Below are 17,986 nucleotides of genomic sequence, written 5' to 3'. Positions count from 1 at the left end.
AATAAGAGGTGAGAGAATGATTAGAGTTAGATATCCTGAAAAGAAGTATCTATCCACATATGATTTAAGTTTGGACTTTTTTGATGAATTAGGTTTAGAGGTTTTGGATGTTACACCTTTAAGAAAGGTATTTATTCTTCATACTGATGAAGGCAAAAAGATATTAAAGAAGATGGATTTAAGTAAAGAAAGAATTGATTTTATTAATATATGTTTGAAAAATATATATAAAGAATTTCCTTATGTGATATCTTTTAGAACCTTTGAAGATGGTAATGTATATAAGAAGTGGAAAGGTGATTACTATTTAATTATGGATCTTATTGAAGGCAGAGAGGTTACATTTACTAATCCTATAGAATATGAGATGAGCGGTAGATTATTAGGGGAAATGCATTTAGCCTCACAAGCTGGGCTTGTAAAAATAGAAGAAGAGCTGAACTGTAATGCAAAAGAATTAATGGAGGAAAGTTTAGTTAAGAAATTTAGTGATAGTTTAGAGGATATAAAGTATATAAAAAAACTGGTTAAATCATATAGGTTTAAAAATGAATTTGATAAAGAATTTTTAAAGGTAGTAGATGATTATATAAAAGAGATTGAAAGAGCTGCAGAATTATTATCTTTTAGTGTTTATAGCTCTTATAGGGAAAATAGTAAAAATATAGTGGTATGTCATAATGATTTAGCTGAGCATAATTTCTTGATTAAAGATGATGATATGTATTTAATTGATTTTGATTATTGCTCGATAGATCTTAGAATTATGGATTTAACGGATTTAATTTTAAAGGGGATAAAGAATGCTGCTTTTGACGTAGATAAGGCGGTAAATATAATAGAAGCATATAACGAAGTATGTCCTTTAGAAAAAGAGGAGTATAAATTTATTTATATATTACTTTCTTATCCAAGAGATTTTTATTCTATAGTTAGAGATTATTATCATAAACAAAAAGATTGGGATGAAGAAGTATTTATAAGTAGATTAAATAATAAGCTTATGAATGAGGAATTTAGACATGAATTTCTAGTTAAATATAAAGAAAAATATAAAGAGTTATTTTATTAAATAATTAATTTAAAAAGGAAGACTTTTACGTCTTCCTTTTTATTAACTCGTTTTTTAACGATGTTCATTATTAATCATTGTCTTATAGGCGTTAGTAGTTAATTGGGCGGTCTTTTGCCATGAGAAATTCATACTTCTCAATAATCCTTTCTTAACCATGGTAAGCATTAAAAGACTATCATTTAATACTCTTTCAATTGCATAGCTTAAATCATCAATATTGTAAGGATTAATTAGTAGAGCAGAATCATAGCAAACTTCTGGAATAGAAGTTATATTTGAGGCTATAACAGGTGTTCCACATGCCATAGCTTCAAGTGGTGGAAGACCAAAACCTTCATAAAGAGAAGGATATACTAAAACTTCAGCACCATTATAAAATATTGGTAGGTCTTCTAATGGAATAAAATCAGTAAATATAACATCATTTGAAATTCCTAAATCATCAGCCCTTTTTTGATATTTAGGATAGGAAAAGCCTTTATTGCCTGTAATGACTAATTTAGAATTTTTTCTTTTAGCAGGTGGGATTAAAGAAAAAGCTTCTATTAATCCTATAATATTTTTACGAGGACTAAATCCACCAACATAAAGAACAAAATTATCTTCTATACCATATTTATCTTTTATTATTTTTTTGCATTTACATTTACTTAGTGGTTTATAAATATCCTCGGCAGCTAAAGGGGTGACGAATATTTTTTCTTCAGGAAAATTAAATTCTTTAGCAATATCCTTTTTAGAAAATTCAGACACAGTTATTATACCTTCACATTGCTTAAGCATGTTGGGTAATTCATTATTAAATATTTTTAGGTATCTGTCACTTACAGTTTCAGGCATTCTTAAAGGAATTATATCATGTAATGTGATGGCCTTTAGGCAATTTATATTTTCTGAAAGTCCAACACCATTTTGAGGAACATGATAAAGCTCCATACTATGATCATCTAGGATATTAGGAACGCTAACTTCATCCCAAAAGTTTTCCTGTAAATTTGCTTTTACTGGTTCAACACGAAAATTATCATTTAAATTTTTTAAAGAAGAACCATCTGGCAAAAAAATTAGATAATCATTATCTTTGTCTACATTATTTAAGCTGGAAATAAGTTGATGAGTATAGGTGCCTATACCAGTCCCCCTGTACCATTTTGCGGCCCTGCCGTCTATGCCAATCTTCATGATGTATCCTTTCATAGTACTCTCGCTCTATTATATTAAAATGAGTTAAGTTTTGTTAATAAAAGAAATAAAAGGTACATATAAATATAAAGGAGGTGAGGACTATGATGAGAGAATTTGAAATAGAAAGACAGTTTGACATTAAAATTGAGGTATTAAAAGCAAACAAAGGAGTCTACTATTTAAGGACTAACAAAGGAGAAAGGTGTTTAAAAAAGATTAACTACGGGCCTCAAAAATTACTATTTGTATATGGTGCGAAAGAACATCTTATTAAAAATGGTTTTAATATGGTTGATAGATACTTCTTGAATATAGAAGGAGAACCTTATGCACTAGTTAATGAAGACTTATATACACTTTCTGAGTGGTTAGAAGGTAGGGAGTGTGACTTTCATAATGTGGAGGAAGTAAAGCTTGCAGCTAAGACATTAGCCACTATGCATGAAGCTTCTAAGGGATATGATCCTCCTGAAAACTCAAAGTTAAAAAGTGATTTAGGTCGTTGGCCACATCTAATGGAAAAAAGAATTAAGTCACTAGATAAAATGAGGGATATGATAAGAAAGAAAAATAACAAGAGTGAGTTTGACCTATTATACTTAAAATCTATGGAGTTTTACAAGGAAATGGGTAAAAAGGCGTTTGATACCTTACAAGGTTCAGCCTATTATGATTTATGTTCAGTAACAGAAAAAGAAAAGAGTTTTTGCCATCATGATTTTACCTATCATAATATAATCTTAGATGATAATAATGACGTTCATGTTATTGATTTCGATTTTTGTAAGCGTGAAGTTAGAACCTTTGACATATCTAATTTTATGATTAAAGTACTTAAAAGGGTTGATTGGGATATTAATTTTGCAAAAGCAATAGTTGAATCCTATAACTCTGTATCACCATTATCAAAAGAAGAATATCAGGTTTTATATGCATATTTACAATTTCCTCAAAGATATTGGAGATTAGCAAATAGGTACTATTACAATGAAGTGAATTGGGGACAAGGTACCTTTACTAATAAACTTCAAAGTATAATAAATGAAAAAGAAAAATATTTGAAGTTATTAGATGACTTTAAATCTGAATATGAGTTGTAAAAAAAGATGACCAGAAGGTCGTCTTTTTTTACGTTTTGAAAATATAAAAAGTTGCGAGTAGAAAAACCTTATGAATAAAGAGAGTGAGTAGTGAAAATATGCTAAGATATTGACCAGTGTCCAATTACTTAGGATAAAAATATATAAATATATAAATATAAAAATATATGAATATTAGAAATTATGATTATTTATTTTTATAAGCTTTTGGACAAAGGAACAGTTTCTTGTTTGCTTTCATATAATAGTAACAACAATAAAAGTGAGGAAGCTATGGTTATAGGAGATACAGTAGTTAGAAAATCTTATGATAGGGATATTACTTTTAAGGTAATTGATATTAGAGAAGAGAATGGAGAGCCAGTATATATTCTTAAAGGCATTAGCATAAGAATAATTGCTGATTCAAAAGCAGAGGATTTAGAGACGGTAAATGAAGATTATGTTGGAACACAAGAAAAAATACTTAATAGTAGAGTTTCAAAAGCAATTAAGAATGCAGTAGCTCTTAGAGGGGATGTGTTAACTAGAATGAGTAAATCCCCAAAACTCATGACCAGTAAGGAATTAATGTTTGGTAGGCCGGGTAAGATACTTCATGTGGATGGAGATAGTGAGTATATGGAGACTTGCTTAAAGGTATATAAACAATTGTCTTTGGATGCTGTTGGTAAAGCAATTAGTGAGAGGCAGCAACCAGAAGTTATTGTAGATCTTGTAAAAGAAATTAAACCAGACATAGTAGTACTTACTGGTCATGATGGTGTTTTAAAAAATGCAGATAACTATTTAGATGTGGAGTGCTATAGAAATTCCAAGTATTATATTGAAGCAGTGAAGGCTTTAAGAAATTATAATGCAAGTTACGATGAATTAGTTATTTTTGCAGGTGCATGCCAAAGTTGTTATGAATGTATGTTAGATGCTGGAGCTAATTTTGCATCTAGTCCTAATAGAGTATTAATTCACTGTTTGGATCCTGTGTTTGTATGTGAAAAGATAGCCTATACAAGAATTGATCAAGTTGTTTCTATAACTGATGTTATTGAAAACACAATTACTGGTATAAAGGGGATTGGAGGTTTACAAACTAGGGGCAAGTATAGGGAAGGATATCCTAAATCTCCATATATATAAACTAAATATATTTTAAAGTAAATTTGAATCTAGTTTATTAGATAATATAAAAGTTATCTTTAATGTTATATCTTTTTTAATTGATGCATAAAAATAGTCTTCTTTTAGAATAATATAAAAGTAAGTAAAAAAAATTACAAAATATATTGACAAATAGTGTTTAGAAATGATAAAATATTAAATTTCTATTGACATAAAACTGGAAAAGATGTATACTAAAGTCAGGAAAGAGGGTGTTTGAATGGAAAAGATTAAAACTATTGCTACCATTAAAAAAGACATCGAAAGGCACTTAGGTGAGAAGGTTACATTAAAGGCTAACGGTGGACGCAAAAAGATTTTAGTTAATGATGGAGTATTAGAAAGCGTTTATCCTAGCATTTTTGTAATTAGATTAGAAAGTGACACCCAAAGGACAGTGACATATAGTTATTCAGATGTGTTAACTAAGACAGTTCAATTGGTATTTCCAAGTTAACTAATAAACTTCGATTTTTAAATCGGAGTTTTTTTCTTTTGTTAACATTTTTAGATTAACTATATAAGAAGAGCATATTTCCAAGTGCGGTATAGATATAAATATAAATAAAAAAAGAAAGATGGTGGGTTTCCATCTTTCAACTATGGTATAAAAGGGTATTGAGAATTTATGAGAGGTTATATGGTCAATAACCAAGATAATATTACGACAAATAAAACTAATTGTCAACATAATTTTAGTGAAAAATACGAAAAAAATTTAATAAATAGACAGAATTCGATTACATTTATAAAGTTAAACATAAATTTAAATTTAAGTCATAAATCTCCCGTGTGAATTATATAAATAATAGTAGGTATTTTATGGGAGGGATAAAATGTCAAAGATAGATGTTATAAAAGAAAATGTTCAATTTCAACAATTGATAAGAGAAAATGGCTCAACATCAATATTGAAAGATGAGTATTTAATTCCTGATACTCATCCAGATGTACAACAGATTCTATCAGTAGAAGCTAGACCTGTTATTAGTAATAAAGAGGTTTTAGGGGATAAAGTCATGGTGGAAGGTAAGGTAGAATATTCAGTGCTTTACATTCCAAGAGAAGATAATATGATGGTTAATTCTGTGAGCTATGCTGAGAAGTTTACTAATTACTTGGACCTTGATGAAGGAGAACATAAAGTTATTTGTGAAGTAGAATGCAAGGTAGAACATATTGATGCTAATATTATGAATGAAAGAAAGATAGCTATTGAAGGCGTTATTGACCTAGACTGGAAAGTTTATAAAAGTGTTGAATTTGATTTCGTAAAAGACATAGAAGGTACTGAAGGTGTAGAAGTATTAAAAAATACAGAATCGATCAACAGGTTAGTAAGTAGCAAAGAGGTTGACCTTATAGGAAAATCAGTTCTAAGAGTTGGCATGGATAAACCACAAGTTTCAAAAATCCTTAAATGTTCTATGACCCTTCATAAAAGAGAGGTTAAAGTTGCAGAAGATAAGGTTTATTTAGGATGTTACTGTAAGTTAAACATATTATATTTAGGTGCTGATTCTAAAGAAATAGTAAGCCTACAAGATGATGTGTACCTTTCAAAAGAAGAAGAAATGGTTGGTGTACTATCTAATATGTTACCATCAGCTATTTATGAAATAAAGAATACTGATATAGGTCTAGAAGAAGATGACCTAGGCGAAACTAGAATAATGAATATTGAATTTTTGGTAAAATGTAGCATTAAGGTATTCTCTGATGAAGTATTAGAAATAATTAAAGACGCTTACTCTCCAAAATTCCCATTAGAACTTAGAAAAGATAGCTATGAAATAGGAGTTATTCATGGGTCTCAAGCTACAGAGGCTATAATAAAGGATAATATTACAGTAAAGGAAGGTGATTATAAGCCTGAATTTATTGTGGGAGCAACAGGAAGTATAATAGTTACAGACAAAAAAGTTACAGATGATAAGGTTACAGTAGAAGGCGTAATTAAGGCTAATGTTATATATAAGACAACAGATGAAGAGGTTGGCTATTCACAAATAAGTGGTGATATACCATTTACTGTTGTATTAGATATTAATGGAGCTAAAGAAGGTATGAAAGCAATAGTTAATAGTAATCTAGAAGCTATTGATGCATCTATAGAAGCCAATACAGTTGCCGTTAAAGCTACAATATCTGTAGGGGCTAAACTTTCCTATGAAGTAAATAAAGAATTTATTTCTGATGTAATTGAATTAGATGAAGAACCTAAAAAGAAAAAGGCTAGTATTACTATATATGTTGTTACAAAGGGAGATACTTTGTGGTCATTAGCAAAAAAATATAATACAACTGTGGATGCTATAGTTAAGATGAATTCCATAGAAAATCCAGACAGTATTGAAATTGGAGATAAGTTAATAATACCTGGACGAGCAATTTTTTAATACTTAAAACTAGAGTCAAAAGGTAGGTTAAAGGCATATAGGCTTTTAATCTGCCTTTTTTATGTCTAAGAAAGTAGAATGTATATTTTAGAATGGTATAGATGAAATTTTTATTTTATATACATTTTTGAATAATTACTTAGAGCAATGGAAACAATAACAAATGCATGATTTGAGGTGATCTAATGAATAAAAAATTAAGTGGAAATTTAATTATTATCGGAGGAGCTGAAGATAAAGAGGGTAGAAAAGAAATATTAAAAAAAGTATGTGAATGTATTAAGAAGGAAGATGATGATTTAGTTATTGCAACAGTTGCAACAGAATATCCAGAAGAAGCAGCAGAAAAATATAGAAAAGCATTTGGAGAGTTGGGAATTTTAAACATAGATATATTAGATATAAGTAAGAGAGAAGATGCATTTAAGAATGAGAATGTAGCCATGATAAAAGATGCATCATTAATTTTTTTTACAGGAGGAGACCAGCTTAGAATAACTAGTCTTATTGGAGGATCTCCAGTTTATGATGCTCTTAAGGAAGTGTCAGATAACGGAATATATATAGTCGGGACTTCAGCAGGAGCTTCTGTTATGAGCGATACTATGATAATAGAGGGAAATGATGAAGAAGCACCAAGAAAGTGTACATTAAAGATGTCTCCAGGGCTAGGCTTAATAAATAATGTAATAATTGATCAACATTTTGCTCAAAGAGGTAGAGTAGGAAGATTATTATCAGGAGTTGCTCAGAATCCAGAAGTGTTGGGGATAGGAATAGATGAAAATACAGCAATTATTGTTAATAAGAATGGAAATGTGGAAGTTATAGGAGAAGGGGCAGTATATTTTATAGATGGAAGCCAAATATCGTATACAAATGTATCAGAGCAATATTCTGAAGAGGTATTAAGCATATACAATGTTAAGCTTCATGTTTTAAAAGAAGGAAATAAATTTGATCTTGTTAGAAAGGTACCTTTTGAGGAGGATTTAATTAACAATGAAGATAATAAGTCAGAGAGTATTTGAAGGGAAAAATATATACTCTCATAAAAAATGTATTAGATTAGATGTTGATTTATGTGGTTATTCTGAAATTCCAAGTAGGAATATAGATGGGTTTAATGAAGGATTATTAAAAATTATTCCAGAGCTATATGAACATAGATGCGGAATTGATGAAGAACATGGATTTGTTAAAAGATTAAAAGAAGGAACATATCTTGCTCATATTTGTGAGCATATAATAATAGCTATTCAAAATAAGTTAGGAATAGAAGTTGCATATGGTAAGTCTAGAGAAATAAAAGGGGACATTTACTATATTATATTTCAATATGAATATAGGAATACAGCAGTGGAAGTAGCTAGATTAGCTATTGATATAATAAATTCTCTAATAGATAAGGAAGCTATAAATTACGAAGCAAGGTTTAAATTATTAAAAGAGTTTATGGTTAAGGAGAGTGTAGGCCCTAGCACACAGTCTATTTTGGATGCAGCTAAGAGGTATGGAATACCTTTCTTTGAACTCGGAGATAGTGGACTCTATCAAATAGGGTATGGAAAACAAGGAAGAATTATTGAGGCAACAATAGGTGCTAATACTAGTTGTGTTGCATCTGATATAGCATCTGATAAACTTCTTACTAAGGAGCTTTTAAAGAGACAAAATGTTCCTGTTACAGAAGGAGATAAAGTATGTAACATAATAGGGGTATTGAAAGAGGGAGAAAGAATAGGATATCCACTTGCTATAAAACCTAGATTTGGGAGTAAAGGTAGAGGCGTAATAATTAATATAAGAAATGAGAATGATTTAGTAAGACATTATAATTTGTTAAAAAATGAATTTGATGATCTATTGATAGAAAAGTATATTGAAGGTAATGACTATAGAATTTGTGTTGTTGATTATAATGTAGTGGCAGTCTCATTAAGAGTACCTCCTTTTGTAGTTGGAGATGGAGTTAATAATATAAAAGAGTTAATTAGAAAGCTTAATGATGACCCTAATAGAGGGTATGACCATGAAAAACCTTTAACTAAGGTAAAGATAGATAATCAAATAATAAATGAGTTAAATAACCAAGAGGTTACTTTGTCATCTGTGCCTGAAAAAGGAAAGAGAATATTCTTAAGAGCAAATGCAAATCTATCAACTGGTGGTATGGCTATAGATTGTACAGATGATATATGTGAAGAAAATAAAGAAATATGTATACGTGCTGCTAAAGCTATAGGATTAGATATATGTGGAGTTGATATTAAAACTGATGATATATCTAAACCTTTGTATGGTAGAGGAGCAGTTATGGAAGTAAATTCAGCTCCTGGAATAAGAATGCACTTGTATCCTAGTGAAGGAAAACCAAGAGATATAGGTGAAGCTATATTAAATATGCAATATAATGGAGTACCTAGTAATATACCTGTTATATCTATAACAGGTACTAATGGAAAAACGACAACTACTAGGTTGATATCTCATGTATTGCAACAAATGGGACATAAGGTGGGAATGACATCAACTGAAGGGATATATGTTGATGGGAAATGTATAGATAAAGGTGATGATACAGGATATAACAGTACTAAAACAATACTTGAAAACAAGGATGTAGAAGTTGCTGTATTGGAGGTTGCTAGAGGAGGGCTTATAAGAAAAGGGTTAGCCTATGATGTAGCGGATGTGGCTGTTATAACTAATATTACAGAAGACCATTTAGGAATTGATGATGTAAATGACATTGAACAATTAGCCTTTGTAAAAGCATTAGTAGGTGAAGCTGTTAAAGAGGATGGATATGTTGTCATTAATGCGGATGATAAATGGAGTAAAAATATATTAAGTAGATTTAAATCTAAAAAGATTTTCTTTTCTAAAGATAGCGATAATCCACTAATTATAGAAAATATAAAATCAGGTGGAATAGCTATATATATTAAAGATAATACCCTTACAGTTATGAATAATAATAGAGAGTATAAGATTTTAAATGTTAATAATATTCCAATAACATTAAATGGTGTACTTGATTATAACCTAGAAAATGTCATGGCAGCATGTGCAGCGCTTATAGGATTAGAAATTGATTACTGCATGATTGCTAAAGGCTTTAAATCTTTTAAGCTGAATGACAGTTGTAATGCTGGGAGGTTTAATATATATGATATAGATGGAGTAAGAGTTATTCTAGACTATGGCCATAATATTGATGGTTATAAGAGAGTGCTAAAAGCTTTATCTAACATAGATATAAAAAATAATTTAATAGGTGTTATTGGTGTGCCTGGAGATAGAACTAATAAGATGATGAAGGATATAGGTAAGCTATGTGGTGAATCTATGGATAGGGTTATTATAAAAGAGGATAAGGACAGAAGGGGAAGAGAGATAAATGAAGTTGCTAAGCTGATTGAAGAAGGTGTTAATGAAAGCAACTGCAAAGATTGTAGAGTAATTTTGAATGAGGTTGAGGCTCTTAGAAAGGCATTGAGTTCCAGTATTATAGGAGATACTATTATAGTATTTTACGAGGAGTTAGAGCCACTTGTAGAATTAATTAAAGAATATAAACATGAAGAGGATAATTTGAATTTAGCAAATCTCTAAATAGGATTATAAGAAATGGATCATTTTCGATTTAGAAAATGTCCATTTTTTGGATTTATGTATAAAACTTTAATATTTTTTTTCTATATGATAAAATTTATTTAATTATATATAGGAGAAAGGAAAGAAGCACATGAGAGAAAAGGCTTATGCGAAAGTTAATATTACCTTGGACGTTGTGGGGAAAAGAGAAGACGGATATCATTTGCTGAAAATGATAATGCAAAATATTGATATTTATGATGTTATAACAATAGAAAAAATAGAAAGTGGAATTGAAATTACATGTAATAAGCCTTATGTTCCAACAGATGAAAGAAATTTAGCATATAAAGCAGCTAAACTATTTAAAGATACATTTAATATTACGTCAGGGGTATCAATAAATATAAAAAAGAATATACCCGTAGCTGCAGGCCTTGCAGGTGGTAGTACAGACTGCGCAGCTGTATTAAAAATAATGAATAAGTTATTTCAAGTGAATGCAGATAATGAAAAACTAATGGAATTGGGAGTGAAATTAGGTGCAGATGTTCCTTATTGTATTGATGGTGGAACAGCTCTTTGTGAAGGTATAGGGGAAGTGTTAACTACTCTTAAACCATTTAAAAATCATATAATTGTTTTGGTTAAGCCACCATTTGGTGTTTCTACTAAAGAGGTATATAAGAATTTTGACTTAGGTAGAGTTAAAAATCATCCTGAAACTGATAAAGTTATTGCTTATATGAATGAAGATAACTTATATGAAGTAGCAAAAAATATGAAGAACTTACTAGAAAATGTAACATTAAAAAAACATAAGATTATTTCTTCTATAAAATCAGAAATGGAGTCTTTAGGAGCTATAAAGGCAATGATGAGTGGTAGTGGGCCAACAGTTTTTGCATTCTTTGATGATATGATGAAAGCACAAAGATGTTATGATGAAATGAAAAAGAAATATAATGATACTTTTATAACAAGAACCGTATAAATGTGTATAAAAAATCTTCTTATGGCAACAATTTAAACCATAAGGAGGTTTTTTATTATGAAAAAGAGAATTACTTTAGTCTTGTTAATTATTTTATGTACAAGCATTATAAGTGGATGTACAAATTTAGACTATGATAAAGATGGACAAACTGTATATAATTATGAGGATGTAAAGGATACATTAATAAGGTTTCATGTAATAGCAAATAGTGATACTGATGAGGATCAGAGTTTAAAGCTAAAGGTTAGGGATGAGGTTATTAATTATTTATATCCATATTTGAAGGACTCTGATTCAATAGAAAAATCAAGAAGTATCCTTTTAGAAAATGAAAATAAGGTAAAAGAAATTGCCAATAAAGTAATAACTGATAATGGCTATAATTATAATGTTAAAATTGAGTTATCTCATGAGAATTTTCCAGAGAAGTCTTATGGTAATATAACTTTACCTCAAGGTCGATATGAAGCTTTTAGAATTATTATAGGAAGTGGACAAGGGAAGAACTGGTGGTGTGTTATGTTTCCACCTTTATGTTTTATAGATGTCACTAAAGGAAAGGTGGAAGAAGATAAGAGTAAGGAAACTTTAGATTCTCAAATATTAAGTGATAAGAAAACAGAGGAAACAGAAGAAGATAAACCTGTAATCAAGTTTAGGATAGTGGAGTTTTTTAAAAGTATATTTGGGTAAAATTACAATAAAAATAAATTACCACTTGATTAATAAATGTAATAATCATAAACTATAATTTGAATAAAGTTTTAGGAGGAAAAGAATATGACTAGAGCATTAGCAATGATTTCAGGTGGTTTGGATAGTATTCTAGCTGCAAAGTTAATAAAAGATCAAGGTATAGAAGTGATAGGAATATGCTTTAAATCATATTTCTTTAATGAAGAAAATGCAATAAAGATGACAAAGCAAATAGGAATCAGACTTGAGGTTGTAGATTTTTCAGAAGAGCAATTTGAAGTGGTGAAGAATCCAAAGCATGGATGGGGGAAAAATATGAATCCATGTATTGATTGTCATTCTTTAATGATGAAACATTCAGGAAGATTATTAGAAGAGTTTAATGCTGATTTTATAATAACTGGAGAAGTATTGAATCAAAGACCTATGTCTCAAAATAGACAAGCTTTAAATATAGTTAAAAAGGAATCAGGATTTTCAAATAAAATATTAAGACCACTATGTGCTTTGAACCTTGATCCAACAGAGATGGAGATTAATGGATTAGTTGATAGAGAAAAGTTATTAAAGATTTCTGGTAGAAGCAGAAAACCACAAATGGAATTAGCAGAAAAGTGGGGGATAAAGGAATATCCATCTCCTGCTGGTGGTTGTAAACTTACAGAACCTAACTATTCTCTTAGATTAAGAGATGCTTTAAATAGAAACGAAAATCTAACTCAAAAGGAGATAGATTTATTAAGATTTGGTAGACATTTTATATCTTCTAATAATGTTAAAATAATTGTTACTAGAACTGCAGAAGAAGGAACTGAAATAAAGAAAATATTAAGTAAGGAAGATTTAGTGTTTTTACCATCACATTTTAATGGAGCTATGGCAATAATTCATGGTGATGCAAAGGACGAAGATAAAGAGCTAGCATGTAAGTTAGTTTCAAGATATAGTAAAGGAAGAGATGAAGCTGAAGTGGATGTTAAGTTTGGAAACTTTGGTACTCCATTTAAAAATGAGTTGAGAGTAAAGCCAGCAACTGAAGAAGAAGTTTCTAAGTATTTGCTTTAATAGGAGGAACATATGGAAAAGAAAGCGATTATAAGTATAGTCAGTAATGCTAGTATGGAAGATGGAGACGTTATTGAAGTAGTTTCTCCAGGAAAGTACATAAAAATGGATAGCGGATATAAAGCTGTTTATGAAGAAACAGAGATATCTGGTATGGAAGGAACAACTACAATTTTAACAATAAAAGATAAGGAAGTATTATTAGAGAGGGAAGGAACAACTAGCACAAAGATGTTGTTTAATGAAAAGGAACCTTCAGTATCTTTATACAATACTCCTTATGGAATGATGGAAATAACAATTAACACAAAGAAATTAAACGTTGAAGTTAATGATAATGGGGGGAATATTAAAATAGACTATGATATGGCTATTGCAGGTCAAGAAGTTTTAACAACCTCTTTATCATTAAATGTAAGGGCTAATAAGTAAGGTAATATATATGGAGAAATTGTTTGTGCAATTTCTCTTTTTTAGTATCTAGACCAGTTATAAAATTTTAATTAACTTTTCTTTTTTATGACTTGGAGCTTGCGACGGAACGAGTAAAATAAATATTCACTCACCTTTTTTATTGACAAAAATATATAAAAGTCTTTTATAGTGATTAGTATTTATATTAAATGGAAATAATTTCTTATAGGTGATAATTGTAAGGGTGGTGTTTATTATGAGTTTAGAAGATAGGTATTTAAAAATATTACATGTACTATGTACGTATTATGGGATGAGTACAGATGATTTGATAAAGCTTCTAGAAGAAAGAGATAATAAATACTTACTATTATTATTACTAAAGAAATATAAATGTATGGATCAAGAAAAAGTTAAAGAAGTATTTAATGTTAAGAATAAAAGAACTATAACTAATAATGTGAGAAGAGCAGAGGAAAAATTATTAATAAATAGAGACTTTAGAAAAAAGTTTTTTGAAATGGAAGAAGACTTGTTAAAATAGCCATTAATGATATAATTATTTTATAATCGTAGATGCATATCTATTTTCATCTCAAGTGCATTCGAAATTATTTTCACTAAGTTATTAATAATTTTATATTTTTGGAGGTGTCAATTTGACCAAAGAACAATACGAGGATATGACTTTAGTAGAGTTAAAAGAAGTGGCTAAGTCATTAGAAATTAAGAACATATCAAAGTTAAAAAAGAGTGAACTTATAGATCAAATAATAGCAACAAAAGCTCATGCAATAAAAAAGGATGGGGTAGTTTTAAGAGAGAAGATTTCTCCTAAAAATAATGTTGTTAATAGTACTAATAGGGAAGAAGTAAGAAGTAGTGAGAAAAAAGAAGAGCTGAAAGCTATGATAAATGATTCTCATATGGCTAGAGGAATACTTGAAATATTAGAAAATAATAATTTTGGATTTTTAAGATGTAAAAATTATTTAACAAGTAGTGAAGATATATATGTTTCTCCATCCCAAATAAGAAGATTTAACCTGAAAACTGGAGATGAAGTTATTGGGAAGGTTAGAGAAGCTAAAGAGGGAGAAAAGTTTAAAGCTTTATTATACGTTGAAAAGGTAAATGGAGAACATCCTGAGAAGGCTATAGGAAGAAGAGCTTTTGAAAATTTAGTTCCAATATATCCAGCAGAAAGAATTAGATTAGAGGGAAGTAATCCTTTAGATTTATCATCTAGAATGATGGATATAATATGTCCTATCGGTAAAGGACAAAGAGGAATAATCGTAGCACCTCCTAAGGCAGGTAAAACTACACTTTTAAAAAAGATTGCTCAAAGTATAACTAATAATAACCCAGAAGTTGTATTGATAGTGTTACTTATAGATGAAAGGCCAGAAGAAGTTACTGATATGCAAAGAAGTATAAATGGAGAGGTAATTTATTCTACATTTGATGAAGAACCGCAAAATCATGCAAAAGTATCACAAATAGTTTTAGAAAGAGCTAAGAGAATAGTTGAGCAAGGTAAGGATGTCGTAATCCTATTGGATTCTTTAACAAGGTTATCAAGAGCATATAACTTAACTATTACTCCAACAGGAAGAACTTTATCAGGTGGGTTAGATCCAGGAGCATTAATTATGCCTAAGAAGTTCTTCGGAGCTGCTAGAAATATAGAAGGAGGCGGTAGCTTAACAATATTAGCTACAGCACTTGTTGATACAGGTTCAAGAATGGATGATATGATATTTGAAGAATTTAAGGGTACTGGTAATATGGAAGTACACTTAGATAGAAAGCTTCAAGAGAGAAGAATATTCCCTGCTATAGATATTTATAAGTCTGGTACAAGAAAAGAAGATCTATTATTAACAGATGAAGAAAAAGAAGTGGCATATTCAATTAGAAAAGTTATGTACAGAGATGGAAATATTGAGAATATAACAGAGAAGCTAATTAATATGTTATCCAAAACAAAAAACAATAAAGAATTTATACGTATATTTGAAAAAAGTGATATAGATAAGAAATAAAAAATAACTGGAAACTTAGTTTCCAGTTATTTTTTTTTCTATAAGATTGTTAGCTAAATCTACTATTGCTTTTATTGTATAGGTAGAAGCTAATTCTTTTAAATTTTTTTTAGCATCAATTAAATATTTGGGATTATCAATTAACATATCTATGAGATTATTAATTTCTTTAACATTATTTATATAATATGCATATCCATTAGATGTTAAAAATTCAGTATTCTCCATTTCTTGTCCAGGAATTGCAAATGGAATTATTAAAGGAAGATTTTTTACTATTGCTTCACTTACAGTAAGCCCACCAGGTTTTGAAATTATTAAATCTGAATATTCCATAAATGAAGCTATATCATTTGAAAAGCCTAAAATATGAAGTTTCTTATCTATATAAGTGTTTTGAGATTTCTTTAATAAAGAGTATTTTAGTTTTTTATTTTTTCCACATACAACTGTTATTCTTAATTTATGTTTATTATTTAAAAGCTCATCTAAGACATAAGATATATTTTTTAATCCCATACTGCCGCTCATTAATAATAAATTGAAGTACTCATCATCTTTAATTTCAGGTATCGTTTCATTTCTTTCAAAGAAACTTTCTCGTATAGGTATACCATAAGGAAAAATCTTTGAAGAATCTATACCTTGTTCTATAAGAGAGTTCTTAGTAAATTTACTACCAGTTATATAGGCATCAACAGATGGATGAATATATGTATAGTGTGCTTTGAAATCAGTAACCACAGAGATAAATGGTATCTTCATACCTTTTTTCTTTAATCTAGATATTATGTTAACGGTAAAAGGATGAGTACCAATTATTATATCAGGTTTTTTATCTTGAATGAGTTTGCTTAATTTTTTATCTGTTCCTCTAAAAACTAAAGGTAAAAACTTATATATAAATTTATGGTCAGTTAATTTATAAGCCCAGCCATATATCTTAGGAAACTTTGATGCAGATATTTCATAACCTTGAACTATAATGTCATTTAGAAACTTATTATTCCCTTCAAGGAAGTCATGCTTAATACATGTAAAGCCTTCAGATTCAAAAGTTTCTAATAATGAATTTGCAGCTTGATTATGCCCTTGACCTGTAGAAGTAGTTAAGATTAAAATTTTTTTCATTTAATTCACTCGCTTTTATCATGTTATATAATTCCTAGGTATAGTTTAACATGATTTATGTAAAAAATCTCAATGTTAAAGTAATTTTAAGAAAAAGAAAATGGGAAAGACTAGTAGTCTTTCCCATAATTTCTTACTTACCTTGGTTAAGGTTAAATCTCTTATTGAACTTGTCAACTCTTCCGCCGACGTTCACAGCCTTTTGCTTACCAGTGAAGAATGGGTGGCATTTAGAGCATATTTCTACTTTAAGTTCGTCTTTAACTGAACCTGTTGTAAAAGTATTTCCACATGCACACTTAACCACAGCGTCGTGGTGGTATTCAGGATGTATGCCTTCTCTCATTTATTTCACCTCTTTCGAAATTGTCCACTAAATATGAACATCTTAAATAACTATTAGAGTATATCACAAGGTATATTTCGAGTCAAGAAGAGGTAATTTTTAAAAGTACTTTTTAATCAATTTGTAAAATGCTATAATTTTTATAACAAAAGATAAGAGGAGAGATTATTTTAGATGAGTAAGTTATATTTTAGATATGGTGCTATGAATTCAGGTAAATCAACTCATTTAATGCAGGTGGCATATAACTATAAAGAAAGAGGAATGAGAGTTTTATTAATCAAACCTTCTACTGATAAAAAGGGTGGAGATAGACTTGTTTCTAGATTAGGTGTTGAAGTAAAGGTTGATATGATTGTAGATAAAGATACAAGTATTCTTAGTGAAGTTAAGGAGAATATAGAATTAGGTGGAAAATTAGATTGTATATTGGTGGATGAGGTACAATTTATGAAAAAGTATCAAATAGATCAATTATTTGAGATAGCTGTTACCTTAGAAATTCCAGTAATATGCTATGGACTAAGAACCGACTTTAAGATGGAAGGTTTTGAAGGAAGTGAAAGACTTCTTTTAATTGCTCATAGTATAGAAGAAATGAAGACTATATGTAAATGTGGGAATAAAGCTTTATTAAATGGTAGAAAGATTAATGGAAAATTTGTTTTTTCAGGAGATCAAATAGCTATTGATACAGTAGATAATGTCGAATATGAATCTTTATGTGGACAATGCTACTATAAATATAAAAATGAAGAGAAGTAAGTGAGTG

The 17,986-nt window shown here is 29.4% G+C and carries 17 protein-coding genes; 14 read left to right on the top strand and 3 right to left on the bottom strand.

The genetic code is table 11. The annotated features are described in order from the left end of the window. The first annotated feature begins 16 nt into the window (after window positions 1-16). On the top strand, window positions 17-1,072 hold the full coding sequence (locus tag G594_RS0102385) for a CotS family spore coat protein (protein ID WP_027097093.1): 1,056 nt from the start codon (window positions 17-19) through the stop codon (window positions 1,070-1,072). 54 nt (window positions 1,073-1,126) lie between these two features. On the opposite strand, the gene G594_RS0102380 is transcribed toward G594_RS0102385, so the two are convergent. Beyond that, window positions 1,127-2,257 (bottom strand): glycosyltransferase family 4 protein, encoded by a 1,131-nt coding sequence (locus G594_RS0102380; RefSeq protein WP_027097092.1) that lies wholly within the window; start codon window positions 2,255-2,257, stop codon window positions 1,127-1,129. A gap of 104 nt (window positions 2,258-2,361) precedes the next feature. Between G594_RS0102380 and G594_RS0102375 the strand changes: the two genes are divergently transcribed. From G594_RS0102375 to rho, 12 genes are all read left to right on the top strand, one after another. Then, entirely contained in the window at window positions 2,362-3,360 is a 999-nt protein-coding gene (locus G594_RS0102375) for a CotS family spore coat protein (protein WP_027097091.1), read from the top strand. Window positions 3,361-3,633: 273 nt separating this feature from the next. Further along, window positions 3,634-4,497 (top strand): sporulation peptidase YabG, encoded by an 864-nt coding sequence (gene yabG, locus G594_RS0102370; protein ID WP_027097090.1) that lies wholly within the window; start codon window positions 3,634-3,636, stop codon window positions 4,495-4,497. Between the two features lie 241 nt (window positions 4,498-4,738). Further along, window positions 4,739-4,975: a Veg family protein gene (locus G594_RS0102365; RefSeq protein WP_027097089.1), complete on the top strand. Its 237-nt coding sequence runs from the start codon at window positions 4,739-4,741 to the stop codon at window positions 4,973-4,975. 379 nt (window positions 4,976-5,354) lie between these two features. Continuing rightward, window positions 5,355-6,917, top strand: a complete 1,563-nt coding sequence (locus G594_RS0102360; RefSeq protein WP_027097088.1) for a DUF3794 and LysM peptidoglycan-binding domain-containing protein — start codon at window positions 5,355-5,357, stop codon at window positions 6,915-6,917. Window positions 6,918-7,102: 185 nt separating this feature from the next. After that, window positions 7,103-7,948 carry a cyanophycinase gene (locus G594_RS0102355; protein ID WP_027097087.1) on the top strand — a complete coding sequence of 282 codons (846 nt, stop codon included), beginning with the start codon at window positions 7,103-7,105 and terminating at the stop codon, window positions 7,946-7,948. After that, a complete protein-coding gene (gene cphA, locus G594_RS0102350; protein WP_027097086.1) occupies window positions 7,920-10,535 on the top strand; it encodes a cyanophycin synthetase in 2,616 nt (871 codons plus the stop codon). Before G594_RS0102355 ends, cphA begins: the two co-directional genes overlap by 29 nt. A 133-nt stretch (window positions 10,536-10,668) precedes the next feature. Beyond that, window positions 10,669-11,511, top strand: a complete 843-nt coding sequence (ispE, locus tag G594_RS0102345) for a 4-(cytidine 5'-diphospho)-2-C-methyl-D-erythritol kinase (RefSeq protein ID WP_027097085.1) — start codon at window positions 10,669-10,671, stop codon at window positions 11,509-11,511. Window positions 11,512-11,568: 57 nt separating this feature from the next. Then, window positions 11,569-12,207, top strand: coding sequence for a stage II sporulation protein R (gene spoIIR / locus G594_RS0102340; protein ID WP_027097084.1), 639 nt, complete (start codon window positions 11,569-11,571; stop codon window positions 12,205-12,207). An 87-nt stretch (window positions 12,208-12,294) separates the two neighbouring features. Further along, window positions 12,295-13,275, top strand: a complete 981-nt coding sequence (locus G594_RS0102335; RefSeq protein ID WP_027097083.1) for a queuosine synthesis — start codon at window positions 12,295-12,297, stop codon at window positions 13,273-13,275. A gap of 12 nt (window positions 13,276-13,287) precedes the next feature. Next, the gene (locus G594_RS0102330; protein ID WP_027097082.1) at window positions 13,288-13,707 is read left to right on the top strand and encodes a YwiB family protein; all 420 of its coding nucleotides are present in this window, start codon (window positions 13,288-13,290) and stop codon (window positions 13,705-13,707) included. A gap of 238 nt (window positions 13,708-13,945) precedes the next feature. Continuing rightward, window positions 13,946-14,233, top strand: coding sequence for a hypothetical protein (locus G594_RS0102325; protein ID WP_027097081.1), 288 nt, complete (start codon window positions 13,946-13,948; stop codon window positions 14,231-14,233). A 115-nt stretch (window positions 14,234-14,348) separates the two neighbouring features. Next, window positions 14,349-15,737 (top strand): transcription termination factor Rho, encoded by a 1,389-nt coding sequence (rho, locus tag G594_RS0102320; RefSeq protein WP_027097080.1) that lies wholly within the window; start codon window positions 14,349-14,351, stop codon window positions 15,735-15,737. Window positions 15,738-15,752: 15 nt separating this feature from the next. Here rho and G594_RS0102315 read toward each other — a convergent pair whose 3' ends face one another. Further along, the gene (locus G594_RS0102315; protein WP_027097079.1) at window positions 15,753-16,868 is read right to left on the bottom strand and encodes an MGDG synthase family glycosyltransferase; all 1,116 of its coding nucleotides are present in this window, start codon (window positions 16,866-16,868) and stop codon (window positions 15,753-15,755) included. Window positions 16,869-17,001: 133 nt separating this feature from the next. Further along, the gene (gene rpmE / locus G594_RS0102310) at window positions 17,002-17,214 is read right to left on the bottom strand and encodes a 50S ribosomal protein L31 (RefSeq protein ID WP_027097078.1); all 213 of its coding nucleotides are present in this window, start codon (window positions 17,212-17,214) and stop codon (window positions 17,002-17,004) included. A 174-nt stretch (window positions 17,215-17,388) separates the two neighbouring features. On the opposite strand from rpmE, the gene G594_RS0102305 reads away from it, so the two are divergent. Further along, complete coding sequence (locus G594_RS0102305) at window positions 17,389-17,979, top strand: thymidine kinase (protein ID WP_027097077.1); 591 nt, start codon at window positions 17,389-17,391, stop codon at window positions 17,977-17,979. The last annotated feature ends 7 nt before the right edge of the window (window positions 17,980-17,986 follow it).

This window comes from Clostridium paraputrificum AGR2156 (genome assembly GCF_000424025.1).
Lineage (GTDB): Bacteria > Bacillota > Clostridia > Clostridiales > Clostridiaceae > Clostridium > Clostridium paraputrificum.
Note: the sequence above shows the minus strand (reverse complement) of the source record. Positions and strands in the feature narration are given on the sequence as shown.